Here is a 23634-nt window from a genome sequence, read left to right as displayed (position 1 = left end):
TCCAGTCACGGGCGGTTAATTTCGTGACATGACCTTTCAAGCCTTTCGCAGCCAGCCAAGCATTATTACCGCCATTCCTCATTTGGCGGGATAGCGCACGGCTGTACCCAAACCCGCCCTAGAGGCGGGTTTTGTTTTTCCGTCTCCCGGGCCCCGAACAAGAAGCCAGGAGATACCCATGAGCACCTGTCCCCCTACCGCTGACACAGGCTTGCTTGAGCACTATGTAAAGAAGATCCTCGCCGCGCCGGTCTACGACCTGGCAGTGCGCACGCCGTTGCAGGCGGCACCGGCGCTGTCGGCATTGTTGGGCAATCAACTGCTGCTCAAGCGCGAAGACCTGCAACCGACGTTCTCTTTCAAGATCCGTGGCGCCTACAACAAACTGGTGCAGTTGAGCGACGAGCAAAAGGCGCGCGGCGTGGTCACCGCATCGGCGGGCAATCATGCCCAGGGCGTGGCGTTGGCGGCGCGGGAGTTGGGGATCCAGGCGCGGATCGTCATGCCCAGCACCACGCCCGAGTTGAAAGTGCTCGGCGTACGCTCCCGTGGCGCTGAAGCGGTCCTGCACGGCGCGAGCTTCCCCTTTGCCTTGGCCCACGCGTTGCAACTGGCCGAAACCTCAGGTTGCACCTTTGTCTCGCCCTTCGACGATCCGGAGGTGATCGCCGGACAAGGCACCGTGGCCATGGAAATCCTGCGCCAGCAACAAGGGCCCCTGGACGCGATCTTCGTGCCGGTGGGTGGGGGTGGCCTGATCGCCGGGATCGCTGCCTACGTCAAATACCTGCGGCCCGAGGTGCGCATCATTGGCGTCGAGCCTGAGGGCTCCAGTTGTCTACTGGCGGCGCTGCGGGCCGGTGAACGCGTGGTGCTGCCCAGCGTGGACGGGTTTGCCGACGGCACGGCGGTGGCGCAAGTCGGCGCCTACGGGTTTGAAATCTGCCGGGACTGGGTGGATGACGTCATCACTGTCAGCAACGATGAATTGTGCAGCGCGATCAAGCTGATCTACGACGATACCCGCTCGATCACCGAACCTTCCGGTGCCTTGGCGGTGGCGGGGGTTCGCAAGTATGTCGCCTGTCATCAGTTGCGCGGCAAGACGCTGGTGGCGATCAATTCAGGCGCGAACATCAACTTTGATAGTTTGCGACATGTTGCTGAAAGGGTGGCTGCGCAAGGCGCCGTTGCCGTTGAGGCCTAGAGTTAAACGTTTCATCGCAGCGGTTCGACGACGATTTAAACAAGGCTAATTTACATATATAACCCAGCCTTCGCCTTATGAGGAAAAGTTACAACGAAGGTTGATTTTGCCGAGTAGGCTTGGGTGTTGTAAGCGTCTTCCAGGGTCGGCAAGGCGCGACGAGCGAGCGCTCGTCGGACACATAAAAATCTGTTGGCAGTCTCAAGAAAGGAGAGGTTGACCATGCTTTCGGAATTAGAACTTCGCAGCATTATTGAAGGAAGTTTCCTGCCCAAACGGTGCGAATGCACCAAAGCCGAAGATGCTTCGTTGACGATCAAGGTCTACGACGACCGTGACCGTGACCGGGTGGATTTGGAAGTCAAAGGAATCAACGCGGACAAACTCGACAGCAGTCGAGCCATTTGCAACCTGATCACCGGGTTGCGTGAAGACCTCAAGCACAGCCATGCACCCGCCCTGCAAAGAGTGGGAGGGCGCGGCTACTACTAGGTAGATGCCTGGGGTTGGATGACCGAAGATCTGTGGGCCTGGATAAACGCCAGGCCCAATACGGTTTCCGTTGCCACTGCCAGCAGGATGCCGGGTCCGGCATTGCCGTTTATCCACTCACTGAACCCCAGTACCGCCAGCACCCAACAGCCAATGGCAAAACCGCTGGTCATGGCGCGTCGTGTGTCGGAAGGTGGGGCGTGGCGTGCGCGGAAGAACATCACGCCGATAGCCAGGAACAGTGCGGCGTTACGCCGAGCCACCAGGCCCGTGGCATTTGAATATTCCACGCTCCACAGCCATAGCATCCATTCGGGGCGCAGGCCCCATATCAGCGCCAGGGCAAAACAGAGCACGGCGGTAAAGAGGGCGAGCGTATGAAAGCGCAGCGGCATGGCGAATCCTTTCGGCACGGTTAACAGGTGCAAAAGGATACCGCGTGCTGACGCGTTACGCCGCCCTTAATCAACATCATGTTCAGTTCTGGAACAAACAGGCCTCGGATAACTTCTTGTAGCTCACGTGCTGCACTTCACCGGCCTTGTCCAAAAACTTGATCTCGGCCTTGATGACCTTGCATTCACGGGTATCAGGTTCGGTCATGGCAATCACTTTCTGGATGTCCATGGGCATGCCGTACCGATAGGGCACCGGCTTGGATTCAGCCTGGGCCATGGCCGATACGGTGGTGAGGGCGAGGGTGCAGCCGAGCAAGAATACGTTGCGCATTTTCATGAGGTTTCTCCGTCAGTGGTCCGGTTCATCAGCGTGATGAGTCGGCGGCCGCACCTTCAGCGATGGCCATGAAGGTGCGGTCGAAGCCACTGTTGGCTCCCAAGCTTAACCATTGATTAAATTGGGGTTTTTGAGAAAAGTCCTACATGTTTACGGGGTTGATTCCCGCTGTATCGTCTGACGGCTTACGGCTCAGTTCTGAAAGTCGCAGGCTTCCGACATTTTCCGATAGCTCACGTCCTCAACCTTGCCTGCCTTATCCAGGAACTTGATATCCGCCTTGATGACTTTGCATTCATCGGTGGGCGTTTCGTTCATGGCCAGGACCTTGTCGATGTTCATCGGCATGCCGTATTGGTAAGGCACGGGTTTGACAGCGGCGCCTTGGTCGTCGGCCTGGGCCAGGCCTGATACTGCGGCCAGCGCCAAGGCGCTGCCGAGTACGAGAGTGCGCAGTTTCATGGTGGTTCTCCGCAACAAGTGGGTACAACTTCACTGTCGGCGTGCGGGATTAACCATCGATTAATTTTTAGCTGGCTGACAAAACCTTCATCCAAGCTGCTCGCGATAGGGCAGGTCGGGGCCGGTCTTGGTGCAGGTCAGTGCGGCGGCGCGGATGGCGAAGCCGAGCATGGTGTCGATCTGCGCACGGGTGAGTTGTTGCAGGCCGTCCACTGAGTCCAACTGCTGCTCGGTCAACCAGGCAATCAACGCCGCCTGGAAGGTGTCGCCAGCCCCCACGGTATCGGCCATCACCACCTTGACTGCCGGTGCAGACCAGTGGCCATGTTGGCGGCTGAATACACTGGCGCCGTCGCCGCCACGGGTGAGGAACACCAATTGGCAACGGTGTTGCAGCCAGCCCTGCAGCACGCTTTCCGGCGACTGCTCGGGATAGAGCAGGTGCAGGTCTTCGTCGCTGACCTTGATCAGGTCGGCATGCTTGACCAGTTCTGCCACACGGTCGCGCCACCGCTGGATATCCGGCTGCGGGTTGAGCCGCACGTTGGGGTCCAGGCTGATCAGGCGCTTGCCGCTTTCGCGCTTGACCAGGTTCAGCAGGGTGTCGCCGATGGGTTGCACCACCAGGGAGAACGAGCCGATATGCAGGCCACGGATATCATCACTCAGCTCGGGCAGGTGAGCGACATCCAGCAGTCGGTCGGCGCAGCCTTCACCCCGGAAGTTGTACTGCGGTGAGCCATTGGCGCCCACGGCGACCATCGACAAGGTGGTCGGCGCGGCGAATTCCACCAGGAACTGCTCGCTCACGCCTTCATCCTTGAGCACCTGCAACAAGCGGCGGCCGAGGAAGTCGGTGGACAGCCCACCGAACAAGCCCGCCTCGACACCCAGGCGGCGCAAGCCGACCGCGACGTTGAACGGCGAACCACCGGCAATCGCCTTGTAATTGACCTTGGACGCCTGCCCGCTGGCATCTTCCTCGCTGAAAAAATCAAACAGCGCTTCACCACACACCAGATACATAGTCGTTCGCTCTTAAAGGGTTGCCACAAGTTGCTGATAGCGCTCGTAGGCGTGTTGATACGCGCTGACGCTGGCCGCCACCGGCAGCGTACGGCTGGCCGGGTCGACGCTCACACATTTGTCGCACAGGCTGGCCAGCGACTCGCCGGACTGGCTCCACGCCGCCTGGATCGCCGCGCCCAGGGCGGCGGCTTCACTTTGTTCGGTGCAGACCACTTCGGTGTTCATGATATCGGCGACCATCTGCCGCCAGACCGGGCTTTTCGAACCGCCGCCGATCAAGCGGATGCTCTGGCTTTGCAGGCCGGTCTGGCGCAGCAGGTCGAGGCCGTAGCGCAGGCCGAAGGTGGTGCCTTCGACCACCGCGCGGCACAGGTTGGCGCGGGTCAGGTTGGTCATGGTCAGGCCGTGCAGGCTGCCGGTAGCGTGGGGCAGGGCGGGCACACGTTCGCCGTTGAGGAACGGCAACATGCTCACGCCGTCCGCGCCAATCGGCGCTTGTTCGACCAGGGCGTTGAATGCGGCCAGGTCGAGGTCGAACAACTCGCGGATCACCCCGGTGGCGTTGGTCAGGTTCATGGTGCAGATCAACGGCAACCAGCCACCGCTGGACGAGCAAAACGTCGCGACCGACGCCTGCGGGCTCACATTGGGCTGGTCGGCAAACGCATACACAGTGCCCGACGAGCCCAGGCTCATGGTGATCACGCCAGGGGCAATGTTGCCGGTGCCGATGGCGCCCATCATGTTGTCGCCACCGCCACTGGAGACGATGGCGTTAGGGTTGATGCCCAGCCGTTCGGCAATCGCCGGAAGAACGGTGCCGACGCTCTGATCGGCCTCAATCAGCTGTGGCAGGGCCTTTTCAAGACGACCGCTCGGATCAATGTGCCTGAGCAGCGCCACATCCCACTCACGGCTGCGCACGTTGAAGTAGCCGGTGCCCGACGCATCGCCGTATTCCGCGACGGCGCGGCCGGTGAGCCAGTAGTTGAGGTAGTCGTGGGGCAGCAGGATATGCGCGATGCGCATAAAGATGTCCGGGTGCTGTTCGCGGGTCCACAGCAGCTTGGACACGGTGTAGCCCGGTGCAATGGCCACGCCGAGGCGTTCCAGGGAGCCGCTTTCGCCACCCAGGCGCTGCAAGAGTCGGTCGTTCTCGGGCGTGGTCTCGGTGTCGCACCACAGTTTGGCCGGGCGCAGTACCTGGCCCTGGTCATCCAGCAGCACCAAACCATGTTGCTGGCCGGACACGCCGATGCCGAGGATGTCCTGGCCGTCCACGCCGGCCTGTTGCAGGGCGCGGTGGGTGGCTTCGGTAAAGGCGTCCAGCCATTCCTGGGTGTGCTGCTCGCGCCGGCCATTGGCGCCGCTGATCAGCGTGTGCGCCGCAGCGCCCAGGCCCAGCACCTTGCCGCTCGTGGCGTCGAGGACGATGGCCTTGGTGCCTTGGGTGCCGCAGTCGATGCCGAGAAACAGGTTTTGCTGGGTCATGGGGAGGGCCTTCAATGGATGTTGGCGAGTAACCGTTCCAGGGTCCTGCTGACACCCACTTCCTGCAGGCTCCTGTAGCACCGCTCGAACGCTGACACAAACTCGGGCGAATTGGGAATAGCCTTGCCAAAAATCTCTTCCACCCCCAGCAAACGTTGGCTGATCAACGCATCATCACTCACCAGCCCCTGGCAAAACGCTGCACGCGGATCCGGGAGGGTGTAGCTCACCCCATTCTCGTCCACCCCCTTCAAGTACAGCGCCCACGCCGCCACGACCAACGCCGCGCGCTCGGTCTCGCGCCCATCGGCGATCAGGCGGTTGATGGTCGGCACGGTGAACTTGGGAAACTTCGACGAGCCATCCGAGCACACGCGTTCCAGCTGGTCGGCAATTGCCTGGTTGGAGAAGCGGTCCACCAGCGTCTGCTTGTAGTCCGTCAGGTCGATGCCCGGCACCGGCGCCAGGTTTGGCGTGACGTCCAGGTCCATGTAGGCGCGCATGTAGGCGACAAACACCGGGTCGTTCATGGTCTCGTGCACAAACCGATAACCCTTGAGAAACCCCAGGTAGGTCAGCGCCAGGTGGCTGCCGTTGAGCAGGCCGATCTTCATTTCTTCATAGGGCGTGACGTCGTCGGTGAACTGCACGCCGACCTGTTCCCAGGCCGGGCGACCGTTGACGAACTTGTCTTCCAGCACCCACTGCACAAAAGGTTCGCACACCACCGGCCAGGCATCGTCGATGCCGTGGTCATCATGCAGTTGCAGGCGGTGCGCGGTGCTGGTCATCGGCGTGATGCGGTCGACCATGGCATTTGGAAAGCTCACATTGGCCTTGATCCAATCGTGCAGCTCGGCGTTGTGCAACGCGGCAAACGCCAACAGGGCTTTACGCGTCACGGCGCCGTTGTGCGGCAGGTTATCGCAGGACATCACGGTAAACGCCGGGGTGCCGGCGGCGCGGCGTTGGGTCAGCGCGGCGCAGATGAAGCCGAACACGGTCTTCGGTGCGCTCGGGTGTGCCAGATCATGCTGGATCTGCGGCAGGTGGGCCATGAACTCGCCGTTGCTGTCGTCGATGCAGTAGCCGCCTTCGGTGATGGTCAGCGAGACGATACGGATCGCCGGGTCGGCCAGTTTGTCGATCAGCGCCTGGGCGCCGTCTTCGGCCAGCAGCATGTCACTGATCGAGCCGATCACGCGCACTTCGGTGTCGTCGGTATCGCCCAGCTCATACAGGGTGAACAGGTAGTCCTGGCCGGCCAGGTCGTCGCGGGCCTTGCGGTCTTCGGCACGGAGGCCGACACCGCAGATGCTCCAGTCCAGGCCAACGCCGGTGTTCATCAGCGCGTCGGTGTAATAGGCCTGATGCGCGCGATGGAAACCGCCGACGCCGATATGGGCGATGCCTTGCGTGGTGCTGGCAATCGCGTAGGCGGGCAGTTTCACGTGCGGCGCCAACTGGGTGAGGTTCTGTTTATTCAGTTTCATCAGCAAAGTCTCGCGAAATCAGGCGGCAGCGCGCAGTGGGCGGGCCACGGCAACACCGTCGGTGTCGAACAGATGGCAGTGCGCCGGGTCCAGGTGCAGGTGCAGTGTTTCGCCGTACTGGCTGGCCATGTCGCCACGGATCCGCATGGTCAGCGGCTCGCCGTTGGCGGTGTTGACGTGGCAGAAGGTATCGCTGCCCAGGCGCTCGCCGACGTCGGCGGTGACGGTCAGGGTGGTTTGGCCGGGCGCTGCGATTTCCAGGTGTTCCGGACGAATGCCCAGGGTCACCGCGCTGCCCACGCTCAAGGTGGCACCGCTCAGTGGCAGGGTGATCAGCGTGCCTGCATCCAACTGCACTTCGCAGCTTTGGCTTTCAACACGGGTAACGTTGCCCTTGAGGAAACCCATCTTCGGCGTGCCGAGGAAGCCTGCCACGAACAGGTTGGCCGGCTGGTGGTACAGCTCCAGCGGCGAGCCGACTTGCTCGATACGGCCGCTGTTCAGCACCACGACCTTGTCGGCCAGGGTCATCGCCTCCACCTGGTCGTGGGTCACGTAGATCATGGTCGCTTGCAGCTCTTTATGCAGGCGCGCCAGTTCCAGGCGCATCTGCACACGCAGGGCGGCGTCGAGGTTGGACAGCGGTTCGTCGAACAGGAAGATCTTCGGGTTACGCACTATCGCGCGGCCGATGGCCACACGCTGGCGCTGGCCGCCGGACAGCTGCTTGGGCTTGCGCTCCAGCAACGGGCCCAGCTCCAGGATGCGCGCCGCTTCGCTGACCTTGCTCTCCACCAGCTTCTTGTCGACACCGGCCAGGTCCAGGGCAAACGACATGTTCTTGCGCACGCTCATGTGTGGGTACAGCGCGTAGGTCTGGAACACCATCGCCAGGTCACGCTTGGCCGGGGTCACTTCGGTGATGTCGCGACCGTCCAGTTCGATAGTGCCTTCGCTGACTTCTTCCAGGCCCGCGATCAGGCGCAGCAGCGTGGATTTACCGCAGCCCGACGGGCCGACGAAGACCACGAATTCCTTGTCGTTCACTTCCAGGTCGATGCCCTTGATGATGGAAAAGCCTTCGAAGCCTTTTTGCAGATTCTTGATTTTCAGGTTGGCCATGATGGGCCTCCGCTAGGAATTATTATTTGACGGCGCCGAAGGACAAACCGCGCACCAGCTGTTTCTGGCTGATCCAGCCAAAGATCAGGATCGGCGCGCAGGCCAGGGTCGACACGGCGGACAATTTGGCCCAGAACAAGCCTTCGGGGCTGGAGTAGGAGGCGATCAGCGCAGTCAACGGCGCAGCGGCGGACGAGGTCAGGTTCAGCGACCAGAACGCCTCGTTCCAGCACAGGATCAGCGACAGCAACACGGTGGAGGCCAGGCCGCCCTTGGCAATCGGCAGCAGCACGCGGACCATTTCCTGCCAGAGGGTGGCGCCATCCAGGCGCGCGGCTTCGAGGATGTCCTTGGGGATGTCCTTGAAGTAGGTGTAAACCATCCACACCACAATCGGCAGGTTGATCAGGGTGTAGATGATGATCAACGCAATGCGCGTATCCAGCAGGCCAAAGCTCTTGGCCAACAGGTAGATCGGCATCAGCACGCCCACGGGCGGCAGCATCTTGGTGGACAGCATCCACAGCAGCGTGCCTTTGGTGCGCTGGGTTTCGTAGAAGGCCATGGAGTAGGCGGCCGGCACCGAAATCAGTAGGCACAGTGCCGTTGCGCTGAAGGAAATCAGCACCGAGTTCCACGCATAGCTGAAGTAATTGCTGCGCTCGTTGATGTGCAGGTAGTTCTCCAGCGTCGGCGTGAAGATGAACTGCGGCGGCGTGGCGAACGCATCGATTTCGGTCTTGAAGCTGGTCAGCACCATCCAGAAGATCGGGAAGAAGATCAGGATCGCGATGGCCCAGGCCAACGTGCCGAGCAACAGGCTTTGCAGGCGGCGGGATTGTTGAAGCGTCATGGCGCGGCCCTCAAGGCTTGTCAGTCAGGTTTTTGCCGATCATCCGCACCAGGATGATCGCCGCGATATTGGCGATGACCACGGCAATCAAGCCGCCGGCCGAGGCCATGCCCACATCGAACTGCACCAGCGCCTGGTTGTAGATCAGGTAGGCGAGGTTGGTCGAGGCGTAGCCGGGGCCACCGTTGGTGGTGGTGAAGATCTCGGCGAACACCGAGAGCAAAAAGATCGTCTCGATCATCACCACCACGGCAATCGGGCGGGCCAGGTGCGGCAGGGTCAGGTGCCAGAAGATCGCGATGGCGCCGGCACCGTCCAGGCGCGCGGCTTCCTTTTGTTCCTGGTCGAGGGACTGCATGGCGGTCATCAGCAGCAGGATCGCGAACGGCAGCCACTGCCACGACACAATGATGATGATCGACAGCAACGGGTAGTGCGCCAGCCAGTCCACGGGTTCCGCGCCGAAGAACTTCCACACGGCGGCCAGGATTCCTGACACCGGGTGGAAAATCAGGTTCTTCCAGATCAGCGCGCCGACGGTGGGCATGATGAAGAACGGCGAAATCAGCAGCACCCGCACCAGGCCGCGGCCGAAGAACTCACTGGCCTCCAGCAGGGCGCTGATCAGCACACCGAACACCACGCTGATCAGCAGCACACTGCCCACCAGCAACAAGGTATTGGTGGCGCCGGGCAGGAAGCCCGAATCGGTGATGAAATAGGTGAAGTTTTCCAGCCCGACGAATTGATTTTCGCCGGGGTAGAGCAAGTTGTAGCGGATCAGCGAAAAGTACAGGGTCATGCCCAGCGGCACGATCATCCACAGCAGCAGCAAGGCCACCGAGGGGCTGACAAGGAACCAGCCGGGGTTGGCCAGGCGGTTTTTGGGTGTCGTATTCATGGTATTCAAGGCCAGTACAGAGCGAGAATCGGAGTGCAGTCCATGTGGGAGCTGGCTTGCCTGCGATAACGGTGTGTCAGTACACAGATTCATCAACTGACAGTCCGACATCGCGGGCAAGCCCGGCTCCCACCTAAAGCGGGTTCCCACAATTACGGGGGTGAGTCAGGGTTATTTGGGATACCCGGCCCGCTTCATTTCACGCTCGGTGGTGGTCTGCGCGGCAGTCAGTGCGGCATCTACCGCCTGCTGACCGGTCAACGCACCCGAGAAGAACTTGCCGACCTGGGTGCCAATCGCCTGGAACTCAGGGATGGTCACCAACTGGATACCGACATACGGCACCGGCTTGAGCGTCGGCTTGGTCGGGTCCGCGACTTTCAGCGACTCCAGGGTCACCTTGGCAAACGGCGCGGCCTTCATGTACTCGTCGCTGTAGGTCGACTTGCGCGTGCCTGGCGGTACGTTGGCGATGCCGTCGGTCTTGGCGACCAATGCGCCGTATTCCTTGGAAGTCGCCCAGCTGGTGAACACCTTGGCAGCGTCCTTGGCCTTGGAACTGGTGGGGATCGCCAGGCTCCAGGAGTACAGCCACGAAGTACCCTTATCGGTCTTCTCGTGCGGGGCAAAGGTGAAGCCCACATGGTCAGCCACTTTGCTCTGGGTCTTGTCGGTGACGAACGAGCCGGCCACGCTGGCATCGACCCAAATCGCGCACTTGCCGCTGTTGAACAGCGCCAGGTTTTCGTTGAAACCGTTGCTGGAAGCACCCGGCGGGCCGGATTTCTTCATGTTATCGACGTAGAAATTCAGCGCGTCTTTCCACTCAGGCCCGTTGAATTCCGGTTGCCACTTTTCGTCGAACCAGCGCGCACCATAGCCATTGGCAAGGGTGGTGATCAGCGCCATGTTCTCGCCCCAACCGGCTTTGCCGCGCAGGCACAGGCCGTATTGCTCTTTGGTCTTGTCGGTGAGTTTGCTGGCGAATTCGCCGATCTGGGTCCAGGTCGGATGCTCGGGCATGGTCAGCCCGGCGTCCTTGAACAGGTCGGTGCGGTAGTAAGTGATCGAGCTTTCAGCGTAGAACGGCAGGGCGTACAGCGAGCCCTTGACGGACAAACCGTCACGCACCGAAGGGAACACATCATCGAGGTCGTAGGACGCCGGCAGGTCCTTCATCGGCTCCAGCCAGCCCTTGGCGCCCCACAGTGCAGCTTCGTACATGCCGATGGTCAACACGTCGAACTGCCCACCCTGGGTGGCGATGTCGGTGGTCAGGCGTTGGCGGAGGACGTTTTCTTCGAGCACCACCCAGTTCAGCTTGATCTCCGGATGCTCGGACTCGAAGGTTTTCGAGAGCTTTTGCATGCGGATCATGTCGCTGTTATTGACGGTGGCAATGGTCAGGGTTTGCGCGCCAAGGCTGACGGCGCTGAGGGTCATGCAGGTACAAGCAAGCAGTGCTTTTGCTGTGAACTTCATCGCGCACTCCATTTCCGCGCCCAGAGGGCTACAGAAGGACAGTTATTGTTGTTGTGTCTTCCACGACAGCTGGAAGAGTGTGCGGTTGATTACAGCCTTGAAATGGTGATGTGACAAATCCTTGGGAACACTGGGACTGATACTTTTTTGCACTCTGTCACACTGCGGCTGAAACCTTTAAGCCAGGTTCTGCTCCGTCAGGCGTTGCACGGCGAGGCGTCGGTAGTGAGAAGGGGTCATGCCCTTGAGTTGCTGAAAGCGCCGATTGAAGTTGGAAATATTGTTGAAGCCTGACTCAAAGCACACATCGGTCACGGCCTTGTCGCCATCGGCCAGCAGTTCGCAGGATTTACTGATGCGCAGGCGATTGACGAACTCGATAAAAGTGCGCCCGGTGGCCTGTTTGAACACGCGGGAGAAATAGGTCGGCTTCATGCCCAAGTAGTCCGCCACTTCTTCCAGGGACAGTTCCCGCGCGTAATGCGCAAAAATGTAGTCCACCGCGCGGTTGGTGCGGTCGATGCTGTGCTCGTCCGCCAACTGTGGCGTGGTTACCCCGGACAGCAGTTGGTAATCCTCGCAGGCACTCAGTACCTCCAGCAGGATAAAGAAATGCCCCAGGCGCGCCATGCCCTGGGCGTCCTCGATGCGCTGCATCAAAGTCATGGCCTGGGCGATGGTTTTTTTGCAGCGAAATTCGATGCCGTAGTGTGCACGCTCCAACAACGGCGCCAGGCTCTTGAGTTCAGCGAAAATGTGGCTGCCGTGCTCGAACAACTCATCGGTGAAGTTCACCAGCATGTCGCGCTTGGGCACCACCTCGTCTTCCTCCACCTGGCTGATCCAGTTGTGGGGCAGGTTGGGGCCGGTGAGGAACAGGCTTTCCGGGTAGAAGTTGCCGATGTAGTCGCCGATAAACACCTTGCCGGAACTGGCGACGATCAGGTGCAGCTCGTATTCCTTGTGGAAGTGCCAGCGCACCAGCGGGCAGGGAAAACCGTGCTGGCGATAGATGATGGACAGGCCGTTGTGGTCGTCCATCAACTCGTAGGAAGGGTCGGTGATACGCGTTGCTCGGGTCATGCTGCCGTCGCTTTATTGTGGTTGCTGCGTAGGATAATGCCCCGTCGCGCGCGACCTCGCCAGCACGGGTGTTTATATGATGCGGTTTTTCGCCTCGATCCACTGCGACATGTACTGCGTACTTTTATGCGCGTGATGGCGCAGCATGCTGCCGGTGAAGTTATCGCGTCGGTGGGCATTTAGCGTGCTGCGGCACTGTTCCAGGCAAGCCACCAGCGCAGGGCCATGGACGTTCTGGGCATAGCGGCGGGCCAACAGTTGGCGACCGTTTTCCTGGGCCTGGGTCCAGCGTTCGCGGTCCTGGTAGAGCGCCACCGCAGCGGCGGCCAGGGCCGGGGCGCTGTGTTCGATCACGCCCGGCCAAGTTTGCTCGTCGCCCATGGCCTCGGCGCCGATGGGCGTGGTGATATTCGGTGTGCCACAGAGCATCGCGTCCGCCAGCTTGCCCTTGATGCCGGCGCCGAACCGCAAGGGCGCCAGGCAGATACGCGCGGCGGTCATGACTTGCAGGGCATCTTCGGCCCAGTTCATCACATGAAAGCCCTGGGCCGGGTTGTGCAAGGCGGTGGCTTTGGGCGGCGTATAGGCGCCATAGATGTGCAACTGAGCGCCGGGCAATTGCTGGCGAATCAAGGGCCACAGGCTGTTTTTCATCCATAACACCGCATCCCAATTGGGTGCGTGCCGGAAGTTGCCGATGCTGAGGAAGTGCGCGCGGTCTTCAAACGGTGCGAACGGTTCGGTCGGTGGCTCCAGCATCAGCGGGCACCAGTGCAGCAGGGCGGCCGGCACCTTGAAGTGTTCGGTGAGCAGGCGGATTTCTACATCCGAGATCATCAGGCTGATATCGCAGCGGTAGATCGCCGCGATCTCGCGTTTGGCCAGGTCGGTCTCGGCCATCAGCTGGAACTCTGCCTGCAGCGCAGGGGAGAACAGTGCGCTGAAATCGTCGCTGTCGGGGTGCGCCTTCAGGTGATCCTTCAACCGTTGGTGACGGGCGTCACGCAGGCTTTGCAGGTCGGAGGTTTCCAGCACGCGCAGGGCGTTGGGGCAGCATTTCTCGACGCGCCAGCCGAACTGTTCCTCCATCATGAAACGGTCGAACAGCACGATGTCCGGGGCCAGTTCGCGGATAAAGTCGTCGAAGCTGCTGTTATTGAGTTCGATGGCGCATTCGGCGATGCCCAGCGCAGGCAAGTCGGCCTTGTGTTCGCCAATAGTGGCGGGGCTGCTGAAGGTGATGTCCCAACCTTGCGTAAGAAAACTCTCAAGGATTTGCATCATGTGCCCGCCTGCGGCCGAGGAACGGGGTTCCGGCCAGACGTATCCAATGACCAGGACTTTGGTGGCGGGGGCATTCATCGACATCGTTTTCCTTGAGGAGCAGGGCGCAAAGCGCACAATTAAACCATAACCCACGGCATGACAATTTATGTTTGGCGGTAGGTCGCCAACGTACTTTGTGGTTAACTTCGGCCTCTCGAATTCGTTAAACCCAAATCAGCATAAGGATTCCGTTCATGGCTCAAGTCACCCTTCGTGGTAACCCTGTCCAGGTTGAAGGCGAATTGCCGAAAACCGGCTCCACCGCTCCTGAGTTCAGCCTTGTGGCTGTCGACCTCTCGGAAGCGTCCCTGGAAACCTTCGCTGGCAAGCGCAAGGTTCTGAACATCTTCCCAAGCGTTGACACCCCGACCTGCGCCACTTCGGTACGCAAGTTCAACGCCCAGGCCAACGACCTGAGCAACACCGTGGTGCTGTGCATCTCCTCTGACCTGCCGTTTGCCCAGAAGCGTTTCTGCGGCACCGAAGGCCTGGACAACGTGCTGAGCCTGTCGGACTTCCGCAACGCCGACTTCGCAGTGGACTACGGTGTTTCGCTGGCCGACGGCCCTCTGCAAGGCCTGACCGCCCGCGCCGTAGTGGTGCTGGACGAGAACAACAACGTGCTGCACAGCGAACTGGTGCCAGAAATCGGCCAAGAGCCGAACTACGAAGCAGCCCTGGCTGTTTTGAAGTAACTGTTTCGGTACGTTACTGTCGTTTTGCAGTAACACGCTTGATGCATGATTGCGGCCTGGCCTAGTCCAGGCCGTTTTTATTTGTGGTTCAGATGCTTAGCGAAACGGTCGATGAACTAAGGTCAGAAGTTAAAAGTTGTAAGCCCAAGGTAAATAGCCGGTAAAGGCGCTTTTCTAAATGCGCCCCAGTGCTTATCTTTCAGCCTCCCAAAGAAGAAGCTCTCGCGCCCAATGGTTGATCACTCCATGCAATCCTCCCCCCGTAAGTCCCGCCGCTGGCTGTTCGCCCTGCTTGTGCTGGTGGTTGTCGCCGGCCTGTGCTGGAAATTCTGGCCCGGCAGCCACAAGGATGCTGCGCAGGCGCCAGCCGGACGCGCCGGCAAGTCGGGGATGATGCGCCCGGGCTTCGGTGGCTCCACCGGGCCGGTGCCAGTGCGGGTGGCGCCTGCGGTGCTGGGTGAGTTCCCGGTGTACTACAAGGCGCTGGGCACGGTGACCGCGCTCAACACCATCAATGTGCGCAGCCGGGTGGGCGGCGAACTGGTGAAGATCGCCTTCGAAGAAGGCCAGATGGTCAAGGCTGGCGACCTGCTCGCGGAAATCGACCCGCGCAGCTATCAGAACTCCTTGCTCCAGGCGCAGGGCACGCTGATGCAAAACCAGGCCCAGCTTAAAAATGCCCAGGTCGACGTGCAGCGTTACCGCGACCTGTACGCCCAGGACAGTATCGCCAAGCAGACCCTGGACACCGCTGAAGCGCTGGTCCTGCAATACCAGGGCACGGTCAAGACCAACCAGGGCGCGGTGGATGACGCCAAGCTCAACCTCGAATTCACCAAGATCCGTGCGCCTATCAGCGGCCGTGTCGGCCTGCGTCAGGTGGACGTGGGCAACCTGGTGGCCGCCAATGACACCACTTTCCTGGCCGTGATCACCCAGACCCAGCCGATCAGCGTGGCCTTCACCCTGTCGGAAAACACCCTGGAAACCGTGCTCACCCGCTACCACGCCGGCAACAAACTGCCCGTGGAAGCCTGGGACCGTGGCGATGTGAAGCAACAGGCCGTCGGCGTGCTGCAGAGCCTGGACAACCAGATCGACGTCACCACCGGCACCCTGAAGTTCAAGGCGCGTTTCGATAACAAGGACCAGGCGCTGTTCCCCAACCAGTTCGTCAATGTGCACCTGCTGGCCGACACCCTGCATAACGTGGTGCTGGCGCCGTCGGCGGCGATCCAGTTCGGCAACACCGGCACCTTTGTCTACGTGCTCGACGGCGACAAGAAGGTCAAGGTGCAGCCGCTGGTGGTCGGTGATACCGATGGCGACAACACCGTGATCAAGGAAGGCCTCAAGGCCGGCGACCGCGTGGTGCTGGAAGGCACCGACCGCTTGAAGGACGGCAGCGAAATCGAAGTGGTCAATGACAGCAGCGAAGTGCCGACCACGCCGACCGAACACCTGCAAGGCAAGCCAGCGGCGAAAGGGGAGACCGGCACCACCGCCGGCAAGGCGCAAAAGGTCGGTTCATGAACCTGTCGCGGCTGTTTATCCTTCGCCCGGTCGCCACCACGCTGAGCATGCTGGCCATTGTGTTGGCCGGCATCATCGCGTACCGCCTGTTGCCGGTGTCGGCGTTGCCCCAGGTGGATTACCCGACCATCCGCGTGATGACCCTGTACCCCGGCGCCAGCCCGGATGTAATGACCAGTGCGGTCACCGCGCCGCTGGAGCGCCAATTCGGGCAAATGCCCGGCCTTACGCAGATGGCCTCCACCAGTTCCGGCGGTGCGTCGGTGCTGACCTTGCGTTTCAATCTCGACATCAATATGGATGTCGCCGAGCAGCAGGTGCAGGCCGCGATCAACGCCGCGACCAACCTGTTGCCCAAGGATTTGCCGGCGCCGCCGGTGTACAACAAGGTCAACCCGGCGGATACCCCGGTGCTGACCCTGGCAATCACGTCCAAGACCATGCTGCTGCCCAAGCTCAATGACCTGGTCGACACGCGCATGGCGCAGAAAATCGCGCAGATCGGCGGTGTCGGCATGGTCAGCATCGCGGGCGGCCAGCGCCAGGCCGTGCGCATCAAGGTCAACCCCGAGGCCCTGGCGGCCAACGGCTTGAACCTGTCGGACGTACGTACCCTGATCGCCGCGTCCAACGTCAACCAGCCCAAGGGCAACTTCGACGGCCCCACCCGCGTGTCGATGCTCGACGCCAACGACCAGTTGGTCTCGCCCCAGCAATACGCCGAACTGATCCTCGCCTACAACAATGGCGCACCGCTGCGCCTCAAAGACGTGGCCCAGATCGTCGACGGCGCCGAAAACGAACGCCTTGCCGCCTGGGCCAACGAAAACCAGGCCGTGCTGCTGAACATCCAGCGCCAGCCAGGCGCCAACGTGATCGAGGTGGTGGACCGCATCAAGGCCTTGCTGCCAAGCATTACCGACAACCTGCCAGCCGGCCTCGACGTGACGGTACTCACCGACCGCACCCAGACCATCCGCGCCTCGGTCAAGGACGTGCAGCACGAATTGCTCATCGCCATTGCCCTGGTGGTGATGGTGACGTTCCTGTTCCTGCGTCGGGTCAGCGCCACGATCATTCCGTCCATCGCCGTGCCGCTGTCCCTGGTGGGCACGTTCGGCGTGATGTACCTGGCGGGGTTCTCCATCAACAATCTGACGCTGATGGCCCTGACCATCGCCACCGGGTTCGTGGTGGACGATGCCATCGTGATGCTGGAGAACATTTCCCGTTATATCGAAGAAGGCGAAACCCCGCTGGCCGCCGCGCTCAAGGGCGCCAAGCAGATCGGCTTCACCCTGATTTCCCTGACGCTGTCGCTGATCGCGGTACTGATTCCGCTGCTGTTCATGGCCGACGTGGTCGGGCGCCTGTTCCGGGAGTTCGCCATCACCCTGGCGGTGGCGATCCTGATTTCCCTGGTGGTGTCCCTGACCCTCACGCCCATGATGTGCGCGCGTTTGCTCAAGCGTGAGCCGAAGGAAGAGGAACAAAGCCGCTTTTACAAGGCCAGCGGCGCCTGGATCGATTGGTTGATCGCGCGTTACGGCAGCATGCTGCAGTGGGTACTCAAGCACCAGCCGCTGACCCTGCTGGTGGCCATCGCCACCTTGGGCCTCACCGTGTTCCTGTACCTGATCGTACCCAAGGGCTTCTTCCCGGTGCAGGACACCGGTGTGATCCAGGGTATTTCCGAAGCGCCGCAGTCGATCTCCTTCGCGGCCATGAGCCAGCGCCAGCAGGAATTGGCCAAGATCATCCTGGCCGATCCGGCGGTGGAAAGCCTGTCTTCCTACATTGGTGTGGACGGCGACAACGCCACCCTCAACAGCGGGCGTTTGCTGATCAACCTCAAGGCCCACGGCCAGCGTGACCTCAGCGCGGCCCAGGTGATCACCCGTTTGCAGCCGGAAATCGACAAGCTGGTGGGGATCCGCCTGTTTATGCAGCCGGTGCAGGACCTGACCATCGAAGACCGCGTGAGCCGCACCCAGTACCAGTTCAGCATGTCGTCGCCGGATGCCGAGTTGCTGGCGCTGTGGAGCGACAAACTGGTCCACGCGTTGAGCCAATTGCCCGAACTCACCGATGTCGCCAGCGACCTGCAGGACAAGGGCCTGCAGGTGTACCTGGTGATCGACCGCGACGCGGCGTCGCGCCTGGGCGTCAGTGTGTCGACCATCACTGACGCACTCTACGACGCCTTCGGCCAGCGGCAGATTTCCACTATCTACACTCAGGCCAGCCAGTACCGCGTGGTATTACAGGCCCAGTCCGGCGAAACCCTCGGCCCGGACGCGCTGAACCAGATCCACGTGAAAACCACCGACGGCGGGCAGGTGCGCTTGTCCAGCCTGGCCCGTGTGGAACAGCGCCAGGCGCAACTAGCGATTGCGCACATCGGCCAGTTCCCGGCGGTGATGATGTCGTTCAACCTGGCCCCCGGCGTGGCGCTGGGCAAAGGTGTGGAGCTGATCAACCAGACCCAGAAAGACATCGGCATGCCGGTGGGCGTGCAGACTCAGTTCCAGGGCGCGGCCCAGGCCTTCGAGGCCTCGTTGTCGAGTACCTTGCTGCTGATCCTGGCGGCGGTGGTCACCATGTACATCGTGCTGGGTGTGCTCTATGAGAGCTATATCCACCCGATCACCATTCTTTCGACCTTGCCGTCGGCAGCCGTCGGAGCGTTGTTGGCGTTGCTGCTCAGCGGCAATGACCTGGGCATGATCGCGATCATCGGCATCATCTTGCTGATCGGTATCGTCAAGAAGAACGCGATCATGATGATCGACTTCGCCCTCGACGCCGAACGCAACCAGGGCCTCGACCCGCAGACCGCGATCTACCAGGCGGCGCTGCTGCGCTTCCGGCCGATCCTGATGACCACCCTGGCCGCACTGTTCGGCGCGGTGCCGCTGATGCTGGCCACCGGTTCCGGCGCGGAACTGCGCCAACCCCTGGGCCTGGTGATGGTCGGTGGCCTGCTGGTGAGCCAGGTGTTGACCCTGTTCACCACGCCGGTCATCTACCTGTACTTCGATCGCCTGGGCCGCCGCTGGCGCAAAGAGCCGCAAAGCCTGGAGCCGGTTGAGTCATGAACCTGTCCGGACCTTTCATCCGTCGGCCAGTCGCGACCATGCTGCTGAGCCTGGCGATCCTGTTGCTCGGCGGCGTGAGTTTCAACCTGTTGCCGGTGTCGCCGCTGCCGCAGATCGACTTCCCGGTGATCGTGGTGTCGGCCAGCTTGCCCGGCGCCAGCCCTGAGGTGATGGCATCCACGGTGGCGACGCCGCTGGAGCGCTCGTTCGGCGCGATTGCCGGCATCACCACCATGAGCAGCTCGTCGAGCCAGGGCTCTACGCGGGTGATCCTGGCGTTTGACTCCGACCGCGATATCAACGGCGCGGCGCGGGAAGTGCAGGCGGCGATCAATGCCTCACGCAACCTGCTGCCCAGTGGTATGCGCAGCATGCCGACCTACAAGAAGATCAACCCGTCCCAGGCGCCGATCATGGTGCTGTCGCTGACCTCGGACGTCTTGCAGAAGGGCCAGCTGTACGATTTGGCCTCGACCATTCTGTCGCAGAGCCTGTCCCAGGTGCCCGGCGTCGGTGAAGTGCAGATCGGCGGCAGTTCCTTGCCCGCCGTGCGCATCGAGCTCGAACCCAAGGCCCTTGACCAGTACGGCGTGGCCCTCGACGATGTGCGCAACACCATCGCCAACGCCAATCAGCGTCGGCCCAAGGGTTCCCTGGAAGACAGCCAGCGCAACTGGCAGATCCAGGCCAACGATCAGTTGGAAAAAGCCAAGGACTACGAGCCGCTGCTGATCCGCTATCAGAACGGCGCGGCCCTGCGCCTGGGCGATGTGGCCAAGATCAGTGACGGCGTGGAAGACCGCTACAACAGCGGTTTCTTCAATAACGAACCCGCGGTGCTACTGGTGATCAACCGCCAGTCTGGCGCCAACATCATCGAGACGGTCCGGCAGATCAAGGCGCAGCTGCCGGCGTTGCAGGCGGTGCTGCCGTCCAGCGTCAAGCTGAGCCTGGCCATGGACCGCTCGCCGGTGATCACCGCCACGTTGCATGAAGCCGAGATGACCTTGTTGATTGCCGTAGGCCTGGTGATCCTGGTGGTGTACCTGTTCCTGGGTAACTTCCGCGCTTCACTCATTCCTACGCTGGCGGTGCCGGTGTCGCTGGTGGGCACCTTTGCGGTGATGTACCTGTATGGGTTCTCGCTGAACAACTTCTCGTTGATGGCGTTGATCCTGGCCACCGGCCTGGTGGTGGACGATGCCATCGTGGTGCTGGAGAACATTTCCCGGCATATCGACAAAGGCGTGCCGCCGATGAAGGCGGCGTACCTGGGGGCCAAGGAAGTCGGCTTTACCTTGCTGTCGATGAACGTGTCGCTGGTGGCGGTGTTCCTGTCGATCCTGTTCATGGGCGGGATCGTCACCAACCTGTTCCGCGAGTTTTCCATCACCTTGTCGGCGGCGATCATTGTGTCGCTGATCGTTTCGCTGACCCTGACTCCGATGCTCTGTGCGCGCTGGCTCAAGCCGCATGTGAAGGGCGAGATGACCGGGTTGCAGCGCTGGAGCCAGAAGGTCAACGACCGCATGGTCGCCGGCTACGCCACCAGCCTGGACTGGGTACTGCGCCATCGGCGCCTGACCTTGCTCAGCCTGTTGCTGACCATCGGCATGAACGTCGCGCTGTACGTGGTGGTGCCGAAGACCTTCATGCCCCAGCAAGACACCGGCCAGTTGATCGGTTTTGTACGCGGTGATGACGGCCTGTCGTTCAGCGTGATGCAGCCGAAAATGGAAACCTTCCGCAAGGCAGTACTCAAGGACCCTGCGGTACTCAGCGTGGCCGGCTTTATCGGCGGCAACAACGGCACCAACAATGCGGTGATGCTGGTGCGCCTTAAACCCATCAGCGAGCGCAAGATTTCCGCCCAGGCGGTGATCGAGCGCCTGCGCAAGGACGTGCCGCTGGTGCCCGGCGGGCGGTTGTTCCTGATGGCTGACCAGGACCTGCAATTCGGCGGCAGCCGCGACCAGACCAGCGCGCAGTATTCCTACATCCTGCAAAGCGGCGACCTGGCGGCCTTGCGCCTGTGGTACCCGAAAGTGGTGGCGGCCTTGCGCGAGCTGCCGGAACTCACCGCCATCGACGCCCGCGAAGGTCGGGGCGCGGCGCAGGTCACGCTGATTGTCGACCGCGACCAGGCCAAGCGCCTGGGTATCGACATGGACATGGTCACGGCGGTACTCAACAACGCCTACAGCCAGCGGCAGATTTCCACCATCTACGACAGCCTTAACCAGTACCAGGTGGTGATGGAGGTCAATCCCAAATACGCCCAGGACCCGATCACCCTCAACCAGATGCAGGTGATCACGGCCGATGGTGCGCGAGTGCCGTTGTCGACCATTGCCCATTATGAAAACAGCCTGGCCGACGACCGCGTCAGCCACGAAGGCCAGTTCGCCTCGGAAAACATCGCCTTCGACATGGCGCCCGGCGTGACGGTGGAGCAGGGCACGGCCGCCATCGAACGGGCGATTGCCAAGGTTGGCTTGCCGGAAGACGTGATCGCCAAGATGGCCGGTACTGCGGATGCCTTCGCCGCCACGCAGAAGGGACAGCCGTTCATGATCCTCGGCGCGCTGGTGGCGGTTTACTTGGTGCTGGGCATTCTGTATGAGAGCTACATTCACCCGCTGACTATCCTCTCGACCTTGCCGTCGGCCGGTGTCGGCGCGATGCTCGCGATCTACCTGACCGGGGGCGAGTTCAGCCTGATTTCCTTGCTGGGGCTGTTCCTGCTGATCGGCGTGGTGAAGAAAAACGCGATCCTGATGATCGACCTGGCCTTGCAGCTGGAACGCCACGATGGCCTGGGCCCGTTGGAATCGATCCGCAGCGCCTGCCTGTTGCGTTTGCGCCCGATCCTGATGACCACCCTGGCCGCCATTCTCGGCGCCTTGCCGTTGCTGCTGGGCGCGGGCGATGGTGCGGAAATGCGCCGTCCCTTGGGCTTGACGATTATCGGCGGCCTGGTGTTCAGCCAGGTCCTGACCCTTTACACCACCCCGGTGGTCTACCTCTATCTCGACCGCGCGCGCCATCGCTTCAACAAATGGCGCGGCGTGCGTACCGATGCTGCCCTGGACACTGCGCTATGACCGATTCAACCTTTGCCCGACTGGCCCTGTTTCGCGGCTCCCGTGTGGCGAGCCTGGTGCTGTGCGGCGTGCTGCTCAGCGCCTGCGCCGTCGGCCCCGACTACAAGCGCCCTGAAGTCATCGAACCGGCGCAATTCAAGGAAGCCCAGGGCTGGCGCCAGGCCACCCCCAGCGATTCCCTGGCCCGTGGCGCCTGGTGGGAGCTGTACGGCGACCGCCAGCTCAATGACCTGGTGGTGCGCCTGAACACGTCCAACCAAACCGTGGCCCAGGCCGAAGCGCGCTTTCGCCAGGCCCAGGCGCTGGTGCGCAGCTCCCGTGGCGCGTTTTACCCCACCGTTGACCTGAGCGCCGGAAAAACCCGCGCGAGCCAGGGCACCGGTAGCAGTAACGCCAGCCTGAGCAGTTCCAGCAGCGGTATTCGCGACACCCTCAATGCCCAGTTGGGCGTGAGTTGGGAAGCGGATATCTGGGGCAAATTGCGCCGGGGCCTCGAAGCCAACGAAGCCAGCGCTGAAGCCAGCTCGGCGGACCTGGCGGCGATGCGTCTGAGCCAGCAGTCCGAACTGGTGCAAAGTTACCTCCAGCTGCGCGTCATGGATGAACAGACGCGCTTGCTGCAAGCCACGCTGGAGACCTATCAGCGCTCCCTGCAAATGACCGAAAACCAGTACCGCGCCGGGGTTTCCGGCAAGGACGCGGTAGCCCAGGCACAAACCCAGCTCAAGACCACCCAGGCCAGCCTGATCGACCTCATCTGGCAGCGCGCCCAGCTGGAAAACGCGATTGCCGTGTTGATCGGCGAGGCGCCGGCCAACTTCAACCTGGCGGTGAGCAAGGACATCCCGGCATTGCCGCAGATTCCCGTGAGCCTGCCGTCGCAACTGCTGGAGCGCCGCCCGGACATCGCCTCGGCCGAACGCTCAGTGATCGCCGCCAACGCCAATATCGGCGTGGCCAAGGCCGCCTACTACCCGGACCTGAGCCTGAGCCTGGCCGGTGGTTACTCCAGCAGCACCTATGCCGACTGGATCAGCCTGCCGAACCGATTCTGGTCGGTGGGGCCAAAACTGGCCATGACCCTGTTTGACGGCGGCCAGCGTTCGGCGGAAGTCGACCGCACCGTGGCCAGCTACGACGAGACCGTCGCCAAGTACCGCCAGACCGTGCTGGATGGGTTCCGTGAAGTGGAAAACTACATGGTGCAGCTCAAAGTGCTGGAAGACGAGGCGGTGGTCAGCAATGAAGCACTCGACGCCGCCCGTGAGTCGTTGCGCCTGACCCAGAACCAGTACAAGGCGGGTCTGATCGCCTACCTGGATGTGGTCACCACGCAAGCGACCGCACTGAGCAACGAGCGCACGGTGTTGACCCTTTTGCAGACGCGCCTGGTGGCCAGTGTGCAATTGATCGCGGCATTGGGCGGTGGTTGGGACGGGCAGACACCGATTGCCGAGAAGGACTGATTTTGGCGGGGTGTGCAGCCAGTTGATTGACGTCAAAATGCCACTAATGGCCCTCTGATAAT

General features: G+C 61.6%; 18 protein-coding genes and 1 pseudogene. 7 read left to right on the top strand and 12 right to left on the bottom strand.

Features of this window, described 5'->3' with window-relative positions; translation table 11 throughout:
- Positions 1-178: 178 nt before the first annotated feature.
- Both ilvA and ACP7BX_RS30445 read left to right on the top strand, forming a co-directional pair.
- A pseudogene (ilvA, locus tag ACP7BX_RS30450) lies at positions 179-1171 on the top strand (threonine ammonia-lyase, biosynthetic); the annotation flags it as partial.
- A 258-nt stretch (positions 1172-1429) separates the two neighbouring features.
- A complete protein-coding gene (locus tag ACP7BX_RS30445; protein ID WP_033901501.1) occupies positions 1430-1699 on the top strand; it encodes a DUF1652 domain-containing protein in 270 nt (89 codons plus the stop codon).
- Here ACP7BX_RS30445 and ACP7BX_RS30440 read toward each other — a convergent pair.
- The 12 genes from ACP7BX_RS30440 to ACP7BX_RS30385 all read right to left on the bottom strand — a co-directional run bounded on the left by ACP7BX_RS30440 (position 1696) and on the right by ACP7BX_RS30385 (position 13712).
- Positions 1696-2094, bottom strand: coding sequence for a hypothetical protein (locus tag ACP7BX_RS30440; protein WP_314532158.1), 399 nt, complete (start codon positions 2092-2094; stop codon positions 1696-1698). The genes ACP7BX_RS30445 and ACP7BX_RS30440 overlap by 4 nt on opposite strands.
- An 82-nt stretch (positions 2095-2176) precedes the next feature.
- Positions 2177-2434, bottom strand: coding sequence for a DUF2790 domain-containing protein (locus ACP7BX_RS30435; RefSeq protein ID WP_426130268.1), 258 nt, complete (start codon positions 2432-2434; stop codon positions 2177-2179).
- A gap of 192 nt (positions 2435-2626) precedes the next feature.
- Entirely contained in the window at positions 2627-2896 is a 270-nt protein-coding gene (locus ACP7BX_RS30430; protein WP_061436689.1) for a DUF2790 domain-containing protein, read from the bottom strand.
- An 87-nt stretch (positions 2897-2983) separates the two neighbouring features.
- Positions 2984-3922, bottom strand: coding sequence for a carbohydrate kinase family protein (locus tag ACP7BX_RS30425; protein WP_426130270.1), 939 nt, complete (start codon positions 3920-3922; stop codon positions 2984-2986).
- Positions 3923-3934: 12 nt separating this feature from the next.
- The gene (gene xylB / locus ACP7BX_RS30420; protein WP_426130272.1) at positions 3935-5416 is read right to left on the bottom strand and encodes a xylulokinase; all 1482 of its coding nucleotides are present in this window, start codon (positions 5414-5416) and stop codon (positions 3935-3937) included.
- Between the two features lie 11 nt (positions 5417-5427).
- On the bottom strand, positions 5428-6909 hold the full coding sequence (locus ACP7BX_RS30415) for a mannitol dehydrogenase family protein (RefSeq protein ID WP_177111887.1): 1482 nt from the start codon (positions 6907-6909) through the stop codon (positions 5428-5430).
- A gap of 18 nt (positions 6910-6927) precedes the next feature.
- A complete protein-coding gene (locus ACP7BX_RS30410) occupies positions 6928-8031 on the bottom strand; it encodes an ABC transporter ATP-binding protein (RefSeq protein ID WP_038850202.1) in 1104 nt (367 codons plus the stop codon).
- A 22-nt stretch (positions 8032-8053) separates the two neighbouring features.
- Entirely contained in the window at positions 8054-8884 is an 831-nt protein-coding gene (locus ACP7BX_RS30405; RefSeq protein WP_003173672.1) for a carbohydrate ABC transporter permease, read from the bottom strand.
- A 10-nt stretch (positions 8885-8894) separates the two neighbouring features.
- On the bottom strand, positions 8895-9785 hold the full coding sequence (locus ACP7BX_RS30400) for a carbohydrate ABC transporter permease (RefSeq protein ID WP_065946404.1): 891 nt from the start codon (positions 9783-9785) through the stop codon (positions 8895-8897).
- A gap of 171 nt (positions 9786-9956) precedes the next feature.
- Positions 9957-11267: an ABC transporter substrate-binding protein gene (locus ACP7BX_RS30395; RefSeq protein ID WP_426130275.1), complete on the bottom strand. Its 1311-nt coding sequence runs from the start codon at positions 11265-11267 to the stop codon at positions 9957-9959.
- 177 nt (positions 11268-11444) lie between these two features.
- Positions 11445-12350: an AraC family transcriptional regulator gene (locus tag ACP7BX_RS30390; RefSeq protein ID WP_314532178.1), complete on the bottom strand. Its 906-nt coding sequence runs from the start codon at positions 12348-12350 to the stop codon at positions 11445-11447.
- 72 nt (positions 12351-12422) lie between these two features.
- Positions 12423-13712, bottom strand: coding sequence for a glycosyltransferase (locus tag ACP7BX_RS30385; RefSeq protein ID WP_426130277.1), 1290 nt, complete (start codon positions 13710-13712; stop codon positions 12423-12425).
- Positions 13713-13870: 158 nt separating this feature from the next.
- On the opposite strand from ACP7BX_RS30385, the gene tpx reads away from it, so the two are divergent.
- The 5 genes from tpx (at position 13871) to ACP7BX_RS30360 (ending at position 23572) form a co-directional block, all read left to right on the top strand.
- Positions 13871-14371: a thiol peroxidase gene (gene tpx, locus ACP7BX_RS30380; protein ID WP_016980349.1), complete on the top strand. Its 501-nt coding sequence runs from the start codon at positions 13871-13873 to the stop codon at positions 14369-14371.
- Between the two features lie 231 nt (positions 14372-14602).
- The gene (locus ACP7BX_RS30375) at positions 14603-15904 is read left to right on the top strand and encodes an MdtA/MuxA family multidrug efflux RND transporter periplasmic adaptor subunit (protein WP_426130280.1); all 1302 of its coding nucleotides are present in this window, start codon (positions 14603-14605) and stop codon (positions 15902-15904) included.
- Positions 15901-19002 carry an MdtB/MuxB family multidrug efflux RND transporter permease subunit gene (locus ACP7BX_RS30370; protein ID WP_426130282.1) on the top strand — a complete coding sequence of 1034 codons (3102 nt, stop codon included), beginning with the start codon at positions 15901-15903 and terminating at the stop codon, positions 19000-19002. Before ACP7BX_RS30375 ends, ACP7BX_RS30370 begins: the two co-directional genes overlap by 4 nt.
- Positions 18999-22106, top strand: coding sequence for an efflux RND transporter permease subunit (locus ACP7BX_RS30365; protein WP_426130284.1), 3108 nt, complete (start codon positions 18999-19001; stop codon positions 22104-22106). The genes ACP7BX_RS30370 and ACP7BX_RS30365 overlap by 4 nt, the downstream gene beginning before the upstream one ends.
- Positions 22103-23572 carry an efflux transporter outer membrane subunit gene (locus ACP7BX_RS30360; protein WP_038850191.1) on the top strand — a complete coding sequence of 490 codons (1470 nt, stop codon included), beginning with the start codon at positions 22103-22105 and terminating at the stop codon, positions 23570-23572. Before ACP7BX_RS30365 ends, ACP7BX_RS30360 begins: the two co-directional genes overlap by 4 nt.
- Positions 23573-23634: the final 62 nt, after the last annotated feature.

The organism is Pseudomonas sp. DWP3-1-3b3 (genome assembly GCF_049896305.1).
Lineage (GTDB): Bacteria > Pseudomonadota > Gammaproteobacteria > Pseudomonadales > Pseudomonadaceae > Aquipseudomonas > Aquipseudomonas azotoformans_A.
Note: the sequence above shows the minus strand (reverse complement) of the source record. Positions and strands in the feature narration are given on the sequence as shown.